Annotated in this window: 12 protein-coding genes; 11 read left to right on the plus strand and 1 reads right to left on the minus strand. The window is 72.5% G+C overall.

The window, feature by feature from the left end:
* Positions 1 to 16 precede the first annotated feature (16 nt).
* The 4 genes from E9228_RS01185 to E9228_RS17475 all read left to right on the plus strand — a co-directional run bounded on the left by E9228_RS01185 (position 17) and on the right by E9228_RS17475 (position 6,670).
* On the plus strand, positions 17 to 988 hold the full coding sequence (locus E9228_RS01185; protein WP_166778798.1) for an AAA family ATPase: 972 nt from the start codon (positions 17 to 19) through the stop codon (positions 986 to 988).
* A complete protein-coding gene (locus E9228_RS01190; RefSeq protein ID WP_166778799.1) occupies positions 985 to 2,394 on the plus strand; it encodes a DUF58 domain-containing protein in 1,410 nt (469 codons plus the stop codon). The genes E9228_RS01185 and E9228_RS01190 overlap by 4 nt, the downstream gene beginning before the upstream one ends.
* A 98-nt stretch (positions 2,395 to 2,492) precedes the next feature.
* Positions 2,493 to 4,856, plus strand: coding sequence for a transglutaminaseTgpA domain-containing protein (locus E9228_RS01195; protein ID WP_166778800.1), 2,364 nt, complete (start codon positions 2,493 to 2,495; stop codon positions 4,854 to 4,856).
* Positions 4,853 to 6,670, plus strand: coding sequence for a zinc-ribbon domain-containing protein (locus E9228_RS17475; RefSeq protein WP_166778801.1), 1,818 nt, complete (start codon positions 4,853 to 4,855; stop codon positions 6,668 to 6,670). The genes E9228_RS01195 and E9228_RS17475 overlap by 4 nt, the downstream gene beginning before the upstream one ends.
* Positions 6,671 to 7,588: 918 nt before the next feature.
* Here the strand turns inward: E9228_RS17475 and E9228_RS01205 are convergent.
* Entirely contained in the window at positions 7,589 to 8,575 is a 987-nt protein-coding gene (locus E9228_RS01205) for an asparaginase (RefSeq protein WP_166778802.1), read from the minus strand.
* Between the two features lie 51 nt (positions 8,576 to 8,626).
* Between E9228_RS01205 and E9228_RS01210 the strand changes: the two genes are divergently transcribed.
* The 7 genes from E9228_RS01210 to ispG all read left to right on the plus strand — a co-directional run bounded on the left by E9228_RS01210 (position 8,627) and on the right by ispG (position 16,069).
* Positions 8,627 to 9,124, plus strand: coding sequence for an OsmC family protein (locus E9228_RS01210; RefSeq protein ID WP_166778803.1), 498 nt, complete (start codon positions 8,627 to 8,629; stop codon positions 9,122 to 9,124).
* 5 nt (positions 9,125 to 9,129) lie between these two features.
* Positions 9,130 to 10,098 carry an FKBP-type peptidyl-prolyl cis-trans isomerase gene (locus E9228_RS01215; RefSeq protein ID WP_166778804.1) on the plus strand — a complete coding sequence of 323 codons (969 nt, stop codon included), beginning with the start codon at positions 9,130 to 9,132 and terminating at the stop codon, positions 10,096 to 10,098.
* Positions 10,099 to 10,103: 5 nt separating this feature from the next.
* A complete protein-coding gene (locus E9228_RS01220) occupies positions 10,104 to 11,195 on the plus strand; it encodes a 1-deoxy-D-xylulose-5-phosphate reductoisomerase (protein ID WP_166778805.1) in 1,092 nt (363 codons plus the stop codon).
* 94 nt (positions 11,196 to 11,289) lie between these two features.
* Positions 11,290 to 12,618 (plus strand): M50 family metallopeptidase, encoded by a 1,329-nt coding sequence (locus tag E9228_RS01225; RefSeq protein ID WP_341849724.1) that lies wholly within the window; start codon positions 11,290 to 11,292, stop codon positions 12,616 to 12,618.
* Between the two features lie 34 nt (positions 12,619 to 12,652).
* Complete coding sequence (locus E9228_RS01230) at positions 12,653 to 14,188, plus strand: purine-cytosine permease family protein (RefSeq protein WP_166778807.1); 1,536 nt, start codon at positions 12,653 to 12,655, stop codon at positions 14,186 to 14,188.
* Complete coding sequence (locus E9228_RS01235; protein WP_341849726.1) at positions 14,185 to 14,826, plus strand: cysteine hydrolase family protein; 642 nt, start codon at positions 14,185 to 14,187, stop codon at positions 14,824 to 14,826. Before E9228_RS01230 ends, E9228_RS01235 begins: the two co-directional genes overlap by 4 nt.
* A gap of 112 nt (positions 14,827 to 14,938) precedes the next feature.
* Complete coding sequence (gene ispG / locus E9228_RS01240; RefSeq protein ID WP_166779343.1) at positions 14,939 to 16,069, plus strand: flavodoxin-dependent (E)-4-hydroxy-3-methylbut-2-enyl-diphosphate synthase; 1,131 nt, start codon at positions 14,939 to 14,941, stop codon at positions 16,067 to 16,069.
* The last annotated feature ends 108 nt before the right edge of the window (positions 16,070 to 16,177 follow it).

Genomic DNA, 16,177 nt, shown 5'->3' on the forward strand with positions numbered 1-16,177 from the left:
AAGGAACGACACCCGCATGAGCATGACCCCGGAGCAGGCCACTCGGTTCGCCGACGTCGCCGGCCGCATCGTGACCAACGTCGAGCAGGTGCTCCTCGGGAAGACGTTCGTGATCCGGCTCGCCGTCACCGCGATGCTCAGCGAGGGCCACCTGCTGCTCGAGGACGTCCCCGGCACCGGGAAGACGAGCCTCGCGCGTGCCCTGGCCCAGAGCGTGCAGGGGTCGACGAACCGCATCCAGTTCACCCCCGACCTCCTCCCGGGCGACATCAGCGGGATCAGCGTCTACGACCAGCGCGCGCAGGAGTTCGAGTTCCACCGCGGCCCGGTGTTCGCGAACATCGTCCTGGCCGACGAGATCAACCGCGCGAGCCCCAAGACGCAGTCGGCCCTGCTCGAGGCGATGGAGGAGTCCGCCGTCACCGTCGACGGGGTGACCCACCGCCTCGCCCAGCCCTTCATGGTCGTGGCGACGCAGAACCCGATCGAGCAGGCCGGCACCTACCGTCTGCCGGAAGCCCAGCTCGACCGCTTCCTCATGCGGACGTCGATCGGCTACCCCGACCACGCGGCGACGGTGCGCATCCTCGAGACCTCCGCGGCACCGTCCGTCGCCGTGCCCGTCGCGAGCGTCGTCCCCGCGGCGACCGTCACCGAGATGGCGGCCCTCGCGCGCACCGTCCACGTCGACCCCGTGATCGCCGACTACGTCGCCCGGCTCGTGGAGGGCACCCGCACCGCCGGGGAGGTCCGCCTCGGTGTCAGCGTCCGCGGGGCCATGGGCCTCATGCGCGCGAGCCGGGTGCTGGCCGCCGTGAACGGACGGCACTACGTCACCCCCGACGACGTCAAGGCGCTGGCCGAACCGGTGCTCGCGCACCGCATGGTGCTCGACCCGGAGGCCGAGTTCGACGGGGTCAGCCCGTCGAGCGTCGTCTCGCAGCTCCTGGTCGAGACGCCACCACCCGCCGACAGGGTCCCTCGGTGACCGACCACCGGCCCGTCGACACGCGCTCGCGCCGTCCGCTGGCGACGCGGTCACGTCGAGCCGCTGCGACGGAACGCACCGGCACGGTCGCCGGCCTGACGAACGTGCGGACCCGCCTGGTCGGCGACCGAGAGGACGTCGCCGCCGACGCCGTCGTCGGTGCGGTGCGTGCCTGGCGGTCGGTCGGGAGGCTCGCCACCCGTGTGCGGGACGAGGTCGCGGCCGTCATCACCAGCCTGGGCTGGACCGCGGTCGTGCTCACGGTCGTCGCCTTCGTCGTCGGGTACCGCTCCGGGCTGCGGGAGGTCGTGGTCGTCGGCTGGGCCGGTGCGGTCCTCATCGCGGTGGCTGCGGTCGCGCTCCTCGGTCGGTCCCGACTCGTCATCCGGATGACCCCGCCGCAGCACCGGGTCGTGGTCGGGGACGAGGCCGGGGTGACCATCACCGCCGAGAACCCCACGCGCCTCCCGTCAGTGCCGACGACGGTCGAGGTGCCGATCGGGACGGGCCTGGTGGACGTGACGATCCCGGCGGTGCCCGCACGCGGGACCTCGGAGCAGCACGTCACCGTCCCGACCGTGCGTCGCGGGGTCCTCGACGTCGGTCCGGTCACGGGCGTCCGCGCGGACCCGGTCGGGCTGGTCCGCCGGGAGATCACCTGGACCACCCGCGAACAGGTCATCGTGCACCCGCGGACGATCGCGATCCCGTCCACGAGCACCGGACTGGTGCGGGACCTCGAGGGGCAGGCGACCACCGACCTGTCGCCCGCCGACATCGCCTTCCACGCGATCCGGGAGTACATGCCGGGCGACGACCCACGGACCATCCACTGGAAGTCCACCGCCAAGACCGGTGCCTTCATGGTCCGGCAGTTCGAGGACACCCGGCGCTCGCACCTGGTGGTCGCGCTCGGCGTCGCGCGTGCCGAGTTCGCCGACGACGACGAGTTCGAGCTCGCCGTCAGCGTGGCCGCGTCCCTCGGCGCCCGAGCCGTCCGTGACGGCCGGGACGTGACCGTGGTGGTCTCGGAACGGACACCGGAGTTCGCCAAGCGTGCCGTCCGTGCCGTGCACCCGATGCCGACCGTGACGCCGACGCGGTTGCTCGACGCGTTCGCCCGGGTCGCCGTGGCGGACGCCTGTCTGCCGGTCGCCGAGGTCGCCCGCATCGTCGGACGGGACACGCCGGGGATCTCCGTGGCGTTCCTGGTCGTCGGCTCGACCGTCGGCGTCCCCGCCCTGCGTCGCGCGGCCACGCGGTTCCCCGTCGGCGTCGAGGTCGTCGCCGTCGTCTGCGAGCCGGAGGCCGTGCCGCGTTCGGTGCGCGTCGGTGCGCTGACGGTCATGACGGTGGGGTACCTGGAGGACCTGCGGCACGCGCTGCAGCGGTCGGTGAACGCATGAGCATCGGCGATCACCGACCGCGGACACGACCCGGGCCGGGCGCGGCCCCCGGTGCCCGGTCAGCCGCCCGGGCGGCAAGGCGACGCCGACCTGCGCCGGTGCGGCTCGTCGCCGGGACGCTGGCCGTCTGGCTGCTCGTGGCGCTGGCGAGCGTCGCGTGGTGGCCGATCCACCGGGACGCCGCGATGGTCTCCGCCGGGATCACGGCGGTCGTCGTCGGATCGGTGGTGGCGCTCCTGGGAGCCGGGATGCGCCTCCCGTCCGCCGTGGTCGCGATCGCGACGGTCGTCGGGTTCGCCGCCACGGGGGTCCCGGCGGCGGTGCCGGGCGCGGCCGACGGCCCCCTGCCGACGGTGCCGGGTCTCGCCGCCCTGTTCAGCGGGGTCGCGCTCGGATGGCGGCAGCTCCTCACCATCAGCCTGCCGGTCGGGTCGTACGAGGCCCTGCTCGTGCCGTACTTCGTGTCCGTGCTGCTCGTGACCGTCGTCGGTGTCACCGTCGCGACACGTGCCTCCCGGCCGGAACTGGCGAGCCTGCCTGCGCTCGCCCTGTTCGTGACCGGTGTCGTCTTCGGACCCACCCGGCTCGAGACGTCCGTGTGGCTGGGCGTGGTCCTGGCCGGGGTCTCGCTCGTGTGGGCGCTGACCGTCCGCCACCTCCGACGGGCGAGCGCGGTCGCAGCGACCACCGGAGCGCGCGTGCCGGTGATGCGGGCGGTCGTCCGACCGGCGTTGGTCGGCACGGCGACGATCGCGGCGGCGGCGGTCGTCGCGGCCGGACTGGGCGTGGTCGTCCCGCCCTCCGGCGCCCGCACGGTCGCCCGGAGCGACGTGGTGAAGCCCTTCGACCCGCGCGACCAGGTCAGTCCGCTCAGTGGCTTCCGCGCCTACCGGGAGCCGGACCGTGTCGACCGGCCGCAGCTCACCGTCACCGGCCTGCCCACCGGGGGGTTCGTGCGGATCGCGACCCTCGACACCTACGACGGGGTCGTCTACCGCGTCGGTGGTCCCGACGGGGACTCCGCCTCCGGTTCCTTCGAACGGGTCCCGACGACCGTCGACACGCGTGGCGTGCGGGGGACCACCGTGCGGGTCGGCGTGACCGTGGACGGCTACCGGGGGGTCTGGCTCCCCACGGTCGGCGACCTGTCGGCCGTGACGTTCCGCGGACGCGATGCGGACCGGGAACGGACCGCGTTCTTCTACAACCGCTCCACCGGCACCGCCGCGGTCGTCGACGGGGTGACCGATCGCACCCGGTACACCCTTTCGGCGGTGCTCCCCGAGCAGCCGAGTGCCGAGGAACTGGCCGTCGCCCGACCGGGCGACGCCGTCGTCCCGACCCCCCGTGCGGTGCCGGCCGCCGTGCGGGACACGGTCCGCGCCGACACCGGGGCGGACTCGGGACCGGGTGAGCAGCTGCTCGCCGTGCTCCAGGCACTCGTGCGTGACGGGTACGTCAGCCACGGGGTCGGCGACGACCGTCCCAGCCGGAGTGGGCACGGAGCGGACCGGATCACACAGCTCCTCACCGCGGTGCCGATGGTGGGGGACCAGGAGCAGTACGCGGTGGCGGCGGCCCTGATGGCCCAGGAGATCGGCTTCCCCGCACGGGTCGTGCTGGGCTTCGCTGCTGGCGGCGACTCGGGAGCGGAGCGGTCCGGCCCGGCGTCGTCGGGTTCGTCGTCGTCCGATTCGACGACGTTCCGCGGTTCGGACGTGACCGCGCGCATCGAGGTGGACACGGCGCAGTGGGGGTGGGTGATGCTCGACCCCAACCCGGCGGTGCGGACGATCCCGGACGAATCCGACCAGACTCCCCAACCCGTGACGCGGCCGGAGACCGTGGTCCCGCCACCGCCTGCGGAACAGCTCGACCAGGACCAGCAGACACCGCCACAGGCCGACCGCGACACGCCACCGACCCAGCCTGCCTGGTTGCAGGTCCTGCTCGCGGTGCTGCCGTGGGCACTCGGTGTCCTCGGACTCCTCGCACTGGTGCTGCTGCCCCTCGCCACGATCGTGCTCGTCAAGCGGCTCCGGCGGCGTCGTCGTCGGCGCGCTCCGGTGGCACGGACCCGGGTGGTGGGCGCCTGGGACGAGTACCGGGACGCCCTGCTCGACGGCGGACACCCCGTCGATGCGACGGCGACGCGACGGGAGGTCGGCGCAGCCGCTCCGGGCGACGCGGGCGTCGTGATCGCGGCGGACGCCGACGCCGCCGTCTTCGGTCCGACCGACGTCGACCACGCGACCGCCGACCGGACCTGGGCGGCGGCCGACGGCGCGATCGCCGGTCTCCGCGTCGGACGTGGGCGACGCGCCCGCCTCCGGGCGGCCACGTCACTGCGATCGCTCCGGCGTCGACGGCCGGCGGAGGCTGCTCTGATCGGCGGTGACTACGATGTCCCGAGGCCGGAGGCACCTCGCGGACGGCCGGACGAGGACAGAGGCACCCTGTGATCAGATGCGAACACTGCGGATCGGCGCTCCCGGACGGAGCGATCTTCTGCGGTGAGTGCGGACGAGCCGTCACGACCTCGGCAGCTCGCCGCACTGCACCCGTCGAACCCGTAGACCGGGCGACCCCGCCGCCGCTGCAGCAGCCCGACACCCACGGTCGCGCACCGGAGCGCGACAGCGACGCCTGGCTGCCGGAATCGACGCTGGACCCGGCGACCCGCGCCTGGTTGACCGGCACCGACGACGAGCGTTCTGCTCCGCGGCCGACCGAACCGCGTCCCGACCTGACGCCGCGGAGCGCCCCCACACACGTGCACGGCTCCGGCACCGGTCTCGGTGACTGGACCGGACGACCCGCCGACACCGCCACGGACACCCCCGCCGAACCGACGCTCGACCCGGACGCCTTCCCCGCCGAGACCGTCGCGCCGCAGGACGACCCCGAGATCCAGCGGACCGCAGCCTGGGCTCCCGCCGACCCGGACCGTGCCGGCGAGGACGTCGCCGCTCCCGGAGCCGCACCGGTCTGGCAGCCCCAGGACACCCCGGCCGCGCCACCGGCCGGACCGTCGTGGTGGATCGGACGGGCACCCTCCGCGGTCGCCACCGACGCCACGGCGTCGGACGCCGCGACCGTGCCCGGCACCGACCGTGCCGACGACGACCACGTCGGAGCCGTCGACGACGGTCCTCGACCCGGGGACACCGCTGCGTTCCAGCCGGTCGTCGAACGACGCGCCCCGCGCCCCGCCCCGCTCGTCGCCCCCGGCAGCCAGAGCGCCACCTGTCACGTCTGCGGGCACGCGCTCGAACCCGACGACATCTTCTGCGAGGAGTGCGGCTCCGTCCGTCCCGCGGTCACCGCGGCGTTCACCGGCCCCGTGATGCCGCTCCCACTCACCCGACCGGACTGGGCCGCGGACGAGGACGCCCTGCGGAGCGCCGTCTCCGACGCCCACGAGTTGACCGACGAGGCGGACGGGCTCGACCCTGCTCGTGTCGACCCTGCTCGTGACGACGCGGACGCGGTCTCTGCCGGTGAGGTCTCCGCCGATGAGATGCCCGCCGATGAGGTGCCCGCCGGTGAGGTCCGCGCCGACGAGGTGCCCGCAGACGAGGTGCCCGCCGACTCCGCCGCTCCGTCCTCGGACCGTTCTGACGACGGTGCCGAGCACGACGGTGCCGAGCACGACTCCGCCGCCGACGGCGCCGAGCACGGCCACGCCGCCGACGACGGCGCCGCGCAGGACGACGACGGCGCCCCCGTCGCCGACGTCGCGCCCTCAGACGAGCAAGCACGCCCGGACACGGCGGCTCCCGGCCAGGAGGCACACCACCCCCCGTCGGCCGCGCCACTCCCGCCCGTCGATGCACCACTCCCGAGCAGCGAGCACACTGCCGAGGCGCAGAACGGCGACTCGCTGACCGGCCGTGCCGACCAGGACGAGGACGTCGAAGCGACGCGCATCGTCTCCCGCGCCCCGGAACTCGAGCCCTTCCTGCTGCACTTCAGCACCGGTGAGCGGCTCGGCGTGCACGGATCCGCGCTCCTCGGCCGCCTGCCGCGCCCCGAGTCCCACGAACACTTCGACGACCTGTTGACGATCCGCGACCCGGGCAAGTCCGTGTCCAAGACGCATCTGGAACTCGGGCGTGACGGCGACGACCTCTGGGTCTCGGACCGTCACTCCGGCAACGGCACGGTGATCCGGCACATCGACGGCTCCATCCGCCGGTGCGAACCCGGACGTCGGTACCGGGTCGAACGTGGCGCCCGGGTGGACGTGGGGGAGCAGTTCTTCCTGCTCCAGTGACGTCGGAGGCTCTCCCTCCACAGGGACGCCGCCGTCGGTGGGTTCTCCACGGATGCCGTCAGGCCGCCACCACCCACGTGGGCCGTGCGCTGCAATGGTCGTCATGGGTCCTCGTGGAGCACGTCGTGCAGCCGTCACCGTCACGATCGTGATGGTGCTCGGGGCGTTCGTCGTCCCGTCTTCCGGCGCGTCCGCCCTGTGGGTCGCTGCCGTGGTCTGCGGCATCGCCGGGCTGGCCGTGCGTCCTCCGGCCTGCGCCGATGCACCGCCGGTCGTCGTCGTCCCGCCCGGTCCTGATCCAGCTGCACAGGGCGTCGTGCCGGACGACGACGCTCGCACCCCGGTGGGAACCCACCTGCTGGTCGGCCGGACCGTCACCGGTGAACCCGTTCGTGCCGACGCCGCCGCGGGCATCGTCGTGTGCGGTACCGGAGCCCTCGCCCGTGCGGTGTTCGCGGGGCTGGTCGACCAGCTCGACGCCGTCCGAGACCCCGACGCCGGACATGGCATCGGCGCCGGACGGGAACTCGACGCCGGACGTGGCCCCGGCGCCGGACGGAGTCCGCTCGACGTGTCGGTCCGACCGCCGTCGTTGCGCATCGCCGCCGACCGGCCGGTGTTCGGGCTGCGCATCGTCCGCGACACGATGCCCGACGGCACGGCGGCCGCAGTGCTGCTGGCGCCCGACGGCACACGTCTCGGATCCGTCGTGCTCGTCCCCGGCGCGTCGTCATCGCCCCGACGGTGGGCCGTGGTCGTCGACGTCACGCGCTACGGCTGTCGCGTCCGTCGCCGCCGGAGCGACGGGTCAGTCGAGCCGGCCGGGATCACCGTCCGCCCGACCCTGCCGATGCTCGTCACGCCGGACCGGCTGGTCGTCCCGTGTGAACCGACGGACCCGGACGACCCGGCCCGAGGTCACCGCAGGCCGGAACCGGTCCGGACGGCACCCACGGGCAGCCCCCCGCCGAGCACCCGCTCGCCGGTGGCCGCGAGGACCGCATCGGCGGCCGCGGACTCGACCAGGCCGTTGCGCACCAGGAGGGTCAGCGCGGCGAGGGTCCCGGCACGCAGCGAGCCGTCGAGCACCTTGACCGCGACGGCCGGTCCTCCGGGAACGCCCATCACCATGACGCCCTCGGCCCCGAGCTTCGCCAGGACACCCAGCCGTTCGATCGTCACGGTGTTCGCGCGTCCGACGCCGTCGATCGCCCAGGCGTTCGCCAGGACCGCCTCGGTCAGTGCGGCGGAGTCGTCGTCACTCCCGGCGACCACACCGGCGATGCCGCGGGCCAGGCCGGTGAGCGTGAGGGGGAACACCGGGGCGCCGCATCCGTCGACGCCGACGACGTCGACGACCTCCCCGGTCGCGTCCTCGACGGTGGCGCGGACGGCCCGCTGGAGCGGGTGGTCGATGTCCAGGTACGACGCGCTGTCCCACCCGTGGACACGGCACGCGGCGAGCATGCCGGCGTGCTTGCCCGAGCAGTTCATCGCGAGCCGTCGCGGACCGGTCATGCTGCGCGCGGTCTCCCGGTCGAAGGGCAGGTCGGGCGGGCAGCCGAGGTCCTCCTCGACGTGGTCGAAGCGCTCGAGCATGCGCAGCGCGAGCGACTGGTGGGACGGGGTGCCGGCGTGACTCGCGGTCGTCATGACGAGTTCGTCGCCCGAGAAGACCGCACCGGCCCGGCGGATCGCCAACGCCTGGAACGGCTTCATCGTCGACCGGGGGTAGATGCTCGCCGTCGCGTCACCGACCGCGTCGATGACGGTGCCGTCGGCAGCGACGACCACCCCGGCGCCGATGTGCCGACTCTCGTCGAAGCCGGATCGGTCGAGGACCGCCAGCTCGACGGAACCGTCGACGGTGAGAGGATGACGGTCGGTGCTGGGGGCCGCGCTCATGTCGCGAGCCTACCGACCACCGGAGAGTGCGCCACGACGAAGGGACCGCCGATGACCGACCACTCCTACGAGGTCTCCGTGCGCTGGACCGGCGACCGGGGGACCGGCACGAGCGGGTACCGCGACTACGGCCGCGACCACGTGATCAGCGCCACCGGCAAACACGACGTCCTCGGCAGCGCGGACCCGACCTTCCGGGGCGACCGCGACCGGTGGAACCCGGAGGAGATGGTCCTCGCCGCCCTCAGCCAGTGCCACATGCTCAGCTACCTGTACGTCGCGACGACCCTCGGCATCACCGTCGTGGACTACCAGGACCGGGCGACCGCGAGCCTCGACGCACACCCGGACGGCACCGGTGAGTTGACGAGCGTGCTGCTCCGACCCGTCGTCACGATCCAGGAGTCCGACCGCGTCGACGCCGCCCGTGCCGCACACGCCGAAGCGAACCGGTTGTGCTTCATCGCCCGCTCGGTGTCGTTCCCTGTCCACCACGAAGCCGAGATCCGGGTCCTCGGAGCCGACGCATCAGTGGGTGCGGCAGGATGAGCGGTGTGAAGCGTCTCCGTCTGCTCCCCCTCGTCCTCGTGCCCGCCGTGGTCCTTGGCCTCGCGGCCTGCTCCGGCTCCGGCTCGTCGGGCCCCTCCGCATCAGCCACCTCCGCCCCGAGTTCGACCCCGACGCCGATCACCTCGTGCCCGAAGCCCGGCAAGGCCTCGGACTCCGTCACGGCCACCGGCGCGGTCGGTGGCTCGGCGTCGCCCAAGGTGACGTTCGACAAGGGGCTGACGGCCGACCCGCCGCAGGCCACCCGCGTGGTGAAGGGCAAGGGCGCTGCCCTCGCGAAGGGCGACTTCGTCCAGGTCGCGTACACGGCGTTCAACGCGAAGGACGCGAAGAACCTCGTCACCGTCGGCTTCGACCAGGGGAACCCGCAGGTCCTCTCGGTCGGCGGCACCGGCTTCGGCGCGATCCTCGGATGCTCGAAGGTCGGTGACCGCGTGGCCGTCGTGGGCCAGGCCGCAGCACTCGGGTTCAACACGACGGGCTCGATCGTCGTCGTGGCCGACGTCGTCGAGCAGACCCCGACCAAGTCCACCGGGACCCCGCAGGACCAGGACCCGGCGCTGCCGACGGTGAAGGACGCCGCCGACGGCGAGCCGACCATCACCATCCCGGACACCGACGCTCCGTCGAAGACGACCGCCGAGGTCATCAAGCAGGGCGACGGCGACACGATCAAGGACGGCGACACCGCGCTCGTCCAGTACAAGGGCGTGGCCTACAAGGGCGGCAAGGAGTTCGACTCCTCCTGGTCCAAGGGCTCCCCGACGACGTTCACCATCTCGAACAGCGGGCTGATCCCCGGCTTCGTGAAGGGCCTGGTCGGTCAGAAGGTCGGCTCCCAGGTGATGATCGTCGTCACCCCGGCGGACGGCTACGGCGCCAACCCGCCGGAGGGCTCGGGCATCCCTGCCAACGCCACCCTGGTCTTCGTGGTCGACCTGCTGGCCAAGGGCTGATCCCGGTGTCGGGCCGCCGGCGCGTCGTCCTCCTCGGCAGCACGGGTTCGATCGGCACCCAGGCGCTCGACGTCATCGAGCGGAACCCGGACCGGTTCGAGGTCGTCGGCCTGACCGCGGGCAGCAACGCCGGCGCCCTCGCCGAGCAGGCCGAACGGTTCGGCGTCCGTGAGACCGCCCTCGGGTCGGCTGACGCGGAACGCCTGGTGCGCAGCATCGAGGCGGACGTCGTCCTGAACGGCATCACGGGTTCCGTCGGTCTCGGCCCGACCCTCGCCGTCCTCGAGACCGGGGTGACCCTGGCGCTCGCGAACAAGGAGAGCCTGATCGTCGGCGGTGCGCTCGTGCAGGCCGCGGCGGCCCCGGGGCAGATCGTGCCGGTGGACAGCGAGCACTCCGCGATCGCGCAGGCACTCCGATCGGGCACGGACGCCGAGGTGCAACGGCTGGTCCTGACGGCCAGCGGCGGCCCGTTCCGCGGACGGAGCCGGGCCGAGCTCGGTGACGTCACGCCGGCGCAGGCGCTCGCCCACCCGACGTGGGACATGGGCCTCGTGGTCACGACGAACTCCGCGACGCTCGTCAACAAGGGACTCGAGGTCATCGAGGCGCACCTGCTGTTCGGCGTCCCCTACGACCGCATCGACGTCACGGTGCACGCACAGTCGGTCGTGCACTCGATGGTCGAGTTCGTCGACGGCTCGACGATCGCACAGGCGTCACCGCCGGACATGCGGCTGCCGATCGCACTCGGCTTGGCGTGGCCCGATCGCGTCCCGCACGTCGGTGTCCCGCTCGACTGGACGACCGCGAGCACCTGGACGTTCGAACCGCTCGACACGCAGGCGTTCGGTGCCGTCGACCTCGCCAAGCGTGTCGGTGTCCTCGGCGGGACGTTCCCGGCGGTCTTCAACGCCGCCAACGAGCAGGCCGTCGCCGCGTTCCACGCCGGCGCGATCGGGTTCCTCGACATCGTGGACACGGTCGCGCGGGTCGTCGACGAGCACACGGCGGGGGAGCCGTCCCTCGACGGCGTGCTCGCCGCGGAGCGCTGGGCGCGGCAGACCGCGGACCGCATCCTGTCGCGCACGGCGTGATCCGTGCCTCCCGGGCGGCACCGCTCGGGAGGCGCACATCACCACCCAGCCCGCGTACGGCTCCGTCATGGGTGGCGTCCCGTACTCTTTGCCGGTGACCGTCGGAACCGTCCTGCTCTTCATCCTCGGCGTCGTCGTCTTCATCATCGGTCTGCTGGTGTCGATCGGCCTCCACGAGCTCGGCCACCTGGCCTTCGCCAAGCTGTTCAACGTCAAGGTGACCCAGTACTCCCTCGGCTTCGGCAAGGCGGTCTGGTCCTTCCGGCGGGGTGAGACGGAGTACGGCATCCGGCCGATCCTGCTCGGCGGCTACATCTCGATGGTCGGCATGCTCAAGCCGCGTGCCTCCGGTCGTGAGATCACGAACACGGGGATGTACTCGGCGTTCGTGCAGGACGCCCGGGCGGCCAGCGCGGAGCAGATCGAGGAGTCCGGCGGCGACGACTCGCGGGCGTTCTACCGGCTCACGCCGTGGAAGCGCATCATCGTGATGGTCGCCGGTCCGGCGATGAACCTGGTGATCGGCATCGTCCTGTTCGGGGTCCTGCTCGTCGGTTTCGGTGCGCCGACCACGACGTTCACCTCGAGTGTCGACTGCGTCCTGCCCACCAGCGCCCGCACGACGTGCGCGGACGGTGACGCGGTCTCGCCCGCGAAGCAGGCCGGACTGCGGTCGGGTGACGTCGTCCTGTCCGTCGGCGGGGTGCGCAACCCGACCATCACGCAGGTGTCCGAGACGTTCCAGCGGTCCGCGGGCGAGGCCGTCCCGGTCGTGGTCGAGCGGGACGGCACCGAGCGGACGCTGCGGGTCACGCCGGCGTTGGCGACCCGCGACGTCTACACGGCCGACGGCACGGTCGCGAAGAACAGCGATGGCACGACGAAGACACAGCGTGTCGGTGTGGTCGGGGTCAGCATCGGGCAGACGTTGGTCCGGCAGTCGCCGGCTGCGGTCCTCCCCGCGACCGGCGCCCAGATCGGTGCCTCGGCGCACCTGATCATCGACCTGCCGCAGCGCCTGGTCGCGGTCTGGAACGCGGCGTTCGGTTCGCAGGCCCGATCGCAGGACAGCCCGGTGTCGGTCGTCGGTGTCGGTCGGGCGATCGGGACGGTGTCGTCGATGAGTGGCGTGCCCGTGGTCGACAAGGTGTACACGATCCTCGGGCTGCTGGCCTCGCTGAACATCGGCCTCTTCGTGCTCAACATGGTGCCGCTCCTCCCGCTGGACGGCGGCCACATCGCGGGCGCGCTCTGGGAAGCCGTGAAGCGCCGGACCTTCCGCCTGTTCGGCAAGGCCGATCCGGGTCCGATCGACCTGGCGAAGACGATGCCGCTGACGATGGTGGTCGTGGTGCTCCTCGCCGGCATGAGCGCGCTGCTCATCTACGCCGACATCGTCCGGCCGGTCGACCTCTTCGGGTAGCGGCGAGGGCGTCGGCGCGCACTACGCTCACCCCATGAGTGCAGAGCCGACGGCCCCGCAGAAGCCCGGAGCCGACCAGGTCGGCGCGGGCCTGACCCGCACCGTCGAGCGGCAGGGCATCGACGTCATCACCGAGTCCGAACGCAAGGGCCGCCCACGCGGGTTGTTCTGGCCGTGGTTCGCCGCCAACATCTCGGTCCTCGGCCTGGCGTACGGCTCGTTCGTCCTGGACTTCGGGATCTCGCTGGCCCAGGCGACCGTGGTGTCGGTGATCGGCGTCGTGTTCTCGTTCCTGCTCTGCGGGATCGTCGCGATCGCCGGCAAGCGGGGTTCGGCCCCGACGATGGTCCTCAGTCGGGCGGCGTTCGGCGTGCGTGGCAACCGGCTGCCGTCGTTCCTCAGCTGGGTCCTCACCGTCGGCTGGGAGACCGCGCTGACCGCACTCGCCGTGCTCGCGACCTCGACGGTCTTCCAGGCACTCGGATGGGACGACGGCGTGCTGACGAAGCTCGTCGCACTGGTCGTCGTCGCAGCACTCGTCGTCGGGGCCGGCATCGCGGGCTTCGACGTGATCATGCGGATGCAGACCTGGATCACCGTCGTCACCGGTGTCCTGACGATCGTGTACGTGGTGCTCGCGGTGCCCTCGATCGAGCTCGGCACCCTGGCCGCCCTGCCGTCGGGGAGTGCGCAGAACGTCATCGGCGCACTGGTCCTCGTGATGACGGGCTTCGGTCTCGGCTGGGTGAACGCGGCGGCGGACTACTCGCGCTACCTGCCCCGATCGTCCTCGACCGGCGGGGTCGTCGGGTGGACGACCTTCGGCGGTGCCCTCGCGCCCGCGGTCCTCGTCGTCATCGGCGTGATGCTCGCCGGGTCGTCGAAGGAGCTGCACGCGGCGATCTCGGCCGACCCGATCGGGGCCCTGGTCACGGTGATGCCGACGTGGTTCCTCGTGCCGTTCGCGGTGGTCGCGATCCTCGGGCTCGTCGGCGGGGCCGTCCTCGACATCTACTCCTCCGGCCTCGCGCTCCTCAGCGCCGGCGTCCGCATCCCACGACCGGTGGCGGCGGGTGTCGACGGCGTGCTCATGGTCGCGGGAGCCGTCTTCGTGGTCTTCTTCGCGACGGACTTCATCGGTCCGTTCCAGGCGTTCCTCATCACGCTCGGCGTGCCGATCGCGGCGTGGTGCGGGGTGTTCGTCGCGGACGTGCTGCTCCGCCGTCGCGCGTACGCCGAGGACGAGCTCGACACGCCGCGGGGCCGGTACGGCAGCGTGCGGTGGACCGCGATCGCCCTGGTCGTCGTCGGCTCGGTGCTCGGCTGGGGCCTCGTGACGAACTCGACCCCGGGCGCGGAGCTCGTGCACTGGCAGGGCTTCCTGCTCGGTCCGTTCGGGCTCGGTGGGGTCAAGGGGCCGTGGGCGTACGCGAACCTCGGGGTCCTCGTGGCGCTCGTCGTCGGGTTCCTCGGCACGCTGCTGCTCGGCGGCCGTGCGGTCCGCCGGCAGGAGGCGCTGCCGGTCACCGAGCCCGTGTCCCGCGTGCCGGACGCCGAGCTCCGCCCGTGAACGCGTCGGTCGACACGGTCGACGACGCCGGCACGGGCGACGGTGTCGACACGACGGACGCCTGGCTGGTCGTCATCGACATGCAGCAGGTGTTCACGGGCACCAGCCCCTGGGCAGCCCCGCGGTTCGCCGAGGCCTCGGCCGCGATCGAACGGCTCCTGCCGCGCTTCCGGGGTCGGACGGTGTTCACCCGGTTCGTCGCGCCCGAGCAGCCGACGGGCGCCTGGGTGCCGTACTACCGCGACTGGCCGTTCGCGCTCGTCCCCGACGAGGACGACCTGTACGCACTCGCCGAGCCGTTCGCCGCACTCGCAGCGGGTGCGCTGCCGAGCACGCCGGACACCGTCGACGCGCCGGCGACCCTGCCGCCGGTCCCCGTGGTGACCGTGCCGACCTTCGGGAAGTGGGGCACGAGCCTCCAGGCCGTGACCGGCACCGGGGCGGACCCGCACCTCGTCCTCACCGGCGTCTCCACGGACTGCTGCGTCCTCTCGACGGCGCTGGCCGCCGCGGACGCGGGTGTCCGGGTCACCGTCGTGGCCGAGGCGTGCGCCGGCGCCAGCGACACCGACCACGCCCGCGCACTCGATGCGATGCGCCTGTACGCCCCGCTCGTCACGGTCGTCGACACGATCTGACCCACACGCCCGTGCTGCCCACGGCGCCGGCACGGCCGAGCCTGAGTCCCGGCGGACCGCGCTGTGCGGACGAGCGCGTAGAGTTCGGCACGTGCCCGCAGTGAACCTCGGAATGCCGAAGGCCCCCGAAACCCTGGCCCCTCGTCGCAAGTCCCGGCAGATCCGGGTCGGCAAGGTCCTGGTCGGTGGCGACGCCCCCGTGTCCGTGCAGTCGATGACCACGACGCCGACCACGAACATCAACGCGACCCTGCAGCAGATCGCCGAGCTGACCGCCTCCGGCTGTGACATCGTCCGTGTCGCCGTGCCGAGTCAGGACGACGCCGACGCGCTGCCGATCATCGCGAAGAAGTCCCAGATCCCGGTGATCGCGGACATCCACTTCCAGCCGAAGTACGTCTTCCAGGCGATCGACGCCGGGTGCGCTGCGGTCCGTGTCAACCCGGGCAACATCCGCAAGTTCGACGACCAGGTCGGCGCCATCGCCAAGGCCGCGAAGGACGCGGGCGTCAGCCTGCGCATCGGTGTGAACGCCGGATCGCTCGAGCCGAGCCTCATGCAGAAGTACGGCAAGGCCACCCCGGAAGCGCTCGTCGAGTCGGCCGTGTGGGAAGCCTCCCTGTTCGAGGAGCACGACTTCCACGACTTCAAGATCTCGGTCAAGCACAACGACCCGGTCATCATGGTCAAGGCGTACCGCCAGCTCGCCGAGCGCGGCGACTGGCCGCTCCACCTGGGCGTGACCGAGGCCGGCCCGGAGTTCCAGGGCACCATCAAGAGCGCCACCGCGTTCGGCATCCTGCTCGGCGAGGGCATCGGGGACACCATCCGCGTGTCCCTCTCGGCCCCGCCCGCGCAAGAGGTGAAGGTCGGCCTGCAGATCCTGCAGTCGCTGAACCTCCGTGAGCGCAAGCTCGAGATCGTCTCCTGCCCGAGCTGCGGCCGTGCACAGGTCGACGTCTACCAGCTGGCGAACGACGTCACCTCGGGTCTCGAGGGCATGACGGTGCCGCTGCGCGTCGCCGTCATGGGCTGTGTCGTGAACGGCCCGGGCGAGGCGCGTGAGGCCGACCTCGGTGTCGCCTCCGGCAACGGCAAGGGCCAGATCTTCGTGAAGGGGCAGGTCATCAAGACCGTGCCCGAGGCCGAGATCGTCCAGACCCTCATCGACGAGGCCAACCGCCTCGCCGACGAGATGGGTCCGGCGGCCGGCACCGGCAAGCCGCTGGTCGTCACCTCGTAGCGCACGGTCGCGACCGCGTGACGGACGGGAGGCCCGGGGCGACACCGCCACGGGCCTCCCGTCGTGTTCCTCCACAGGTCCGGCGCCGTGGCCCCGCCGTCCACAGGC

The sequence above is a fragment of the Curtobacterium salicis genome (genome assembly GCF_011759505.1).
In the GTDB taxonomy this organism is placed as follows: domain Bacteria; phylum Actinomycetota; class Actinomycetes; order Actinomycetales; family Microbacteriaceae; genus Curtobacterium; species Curtobacterium salicis.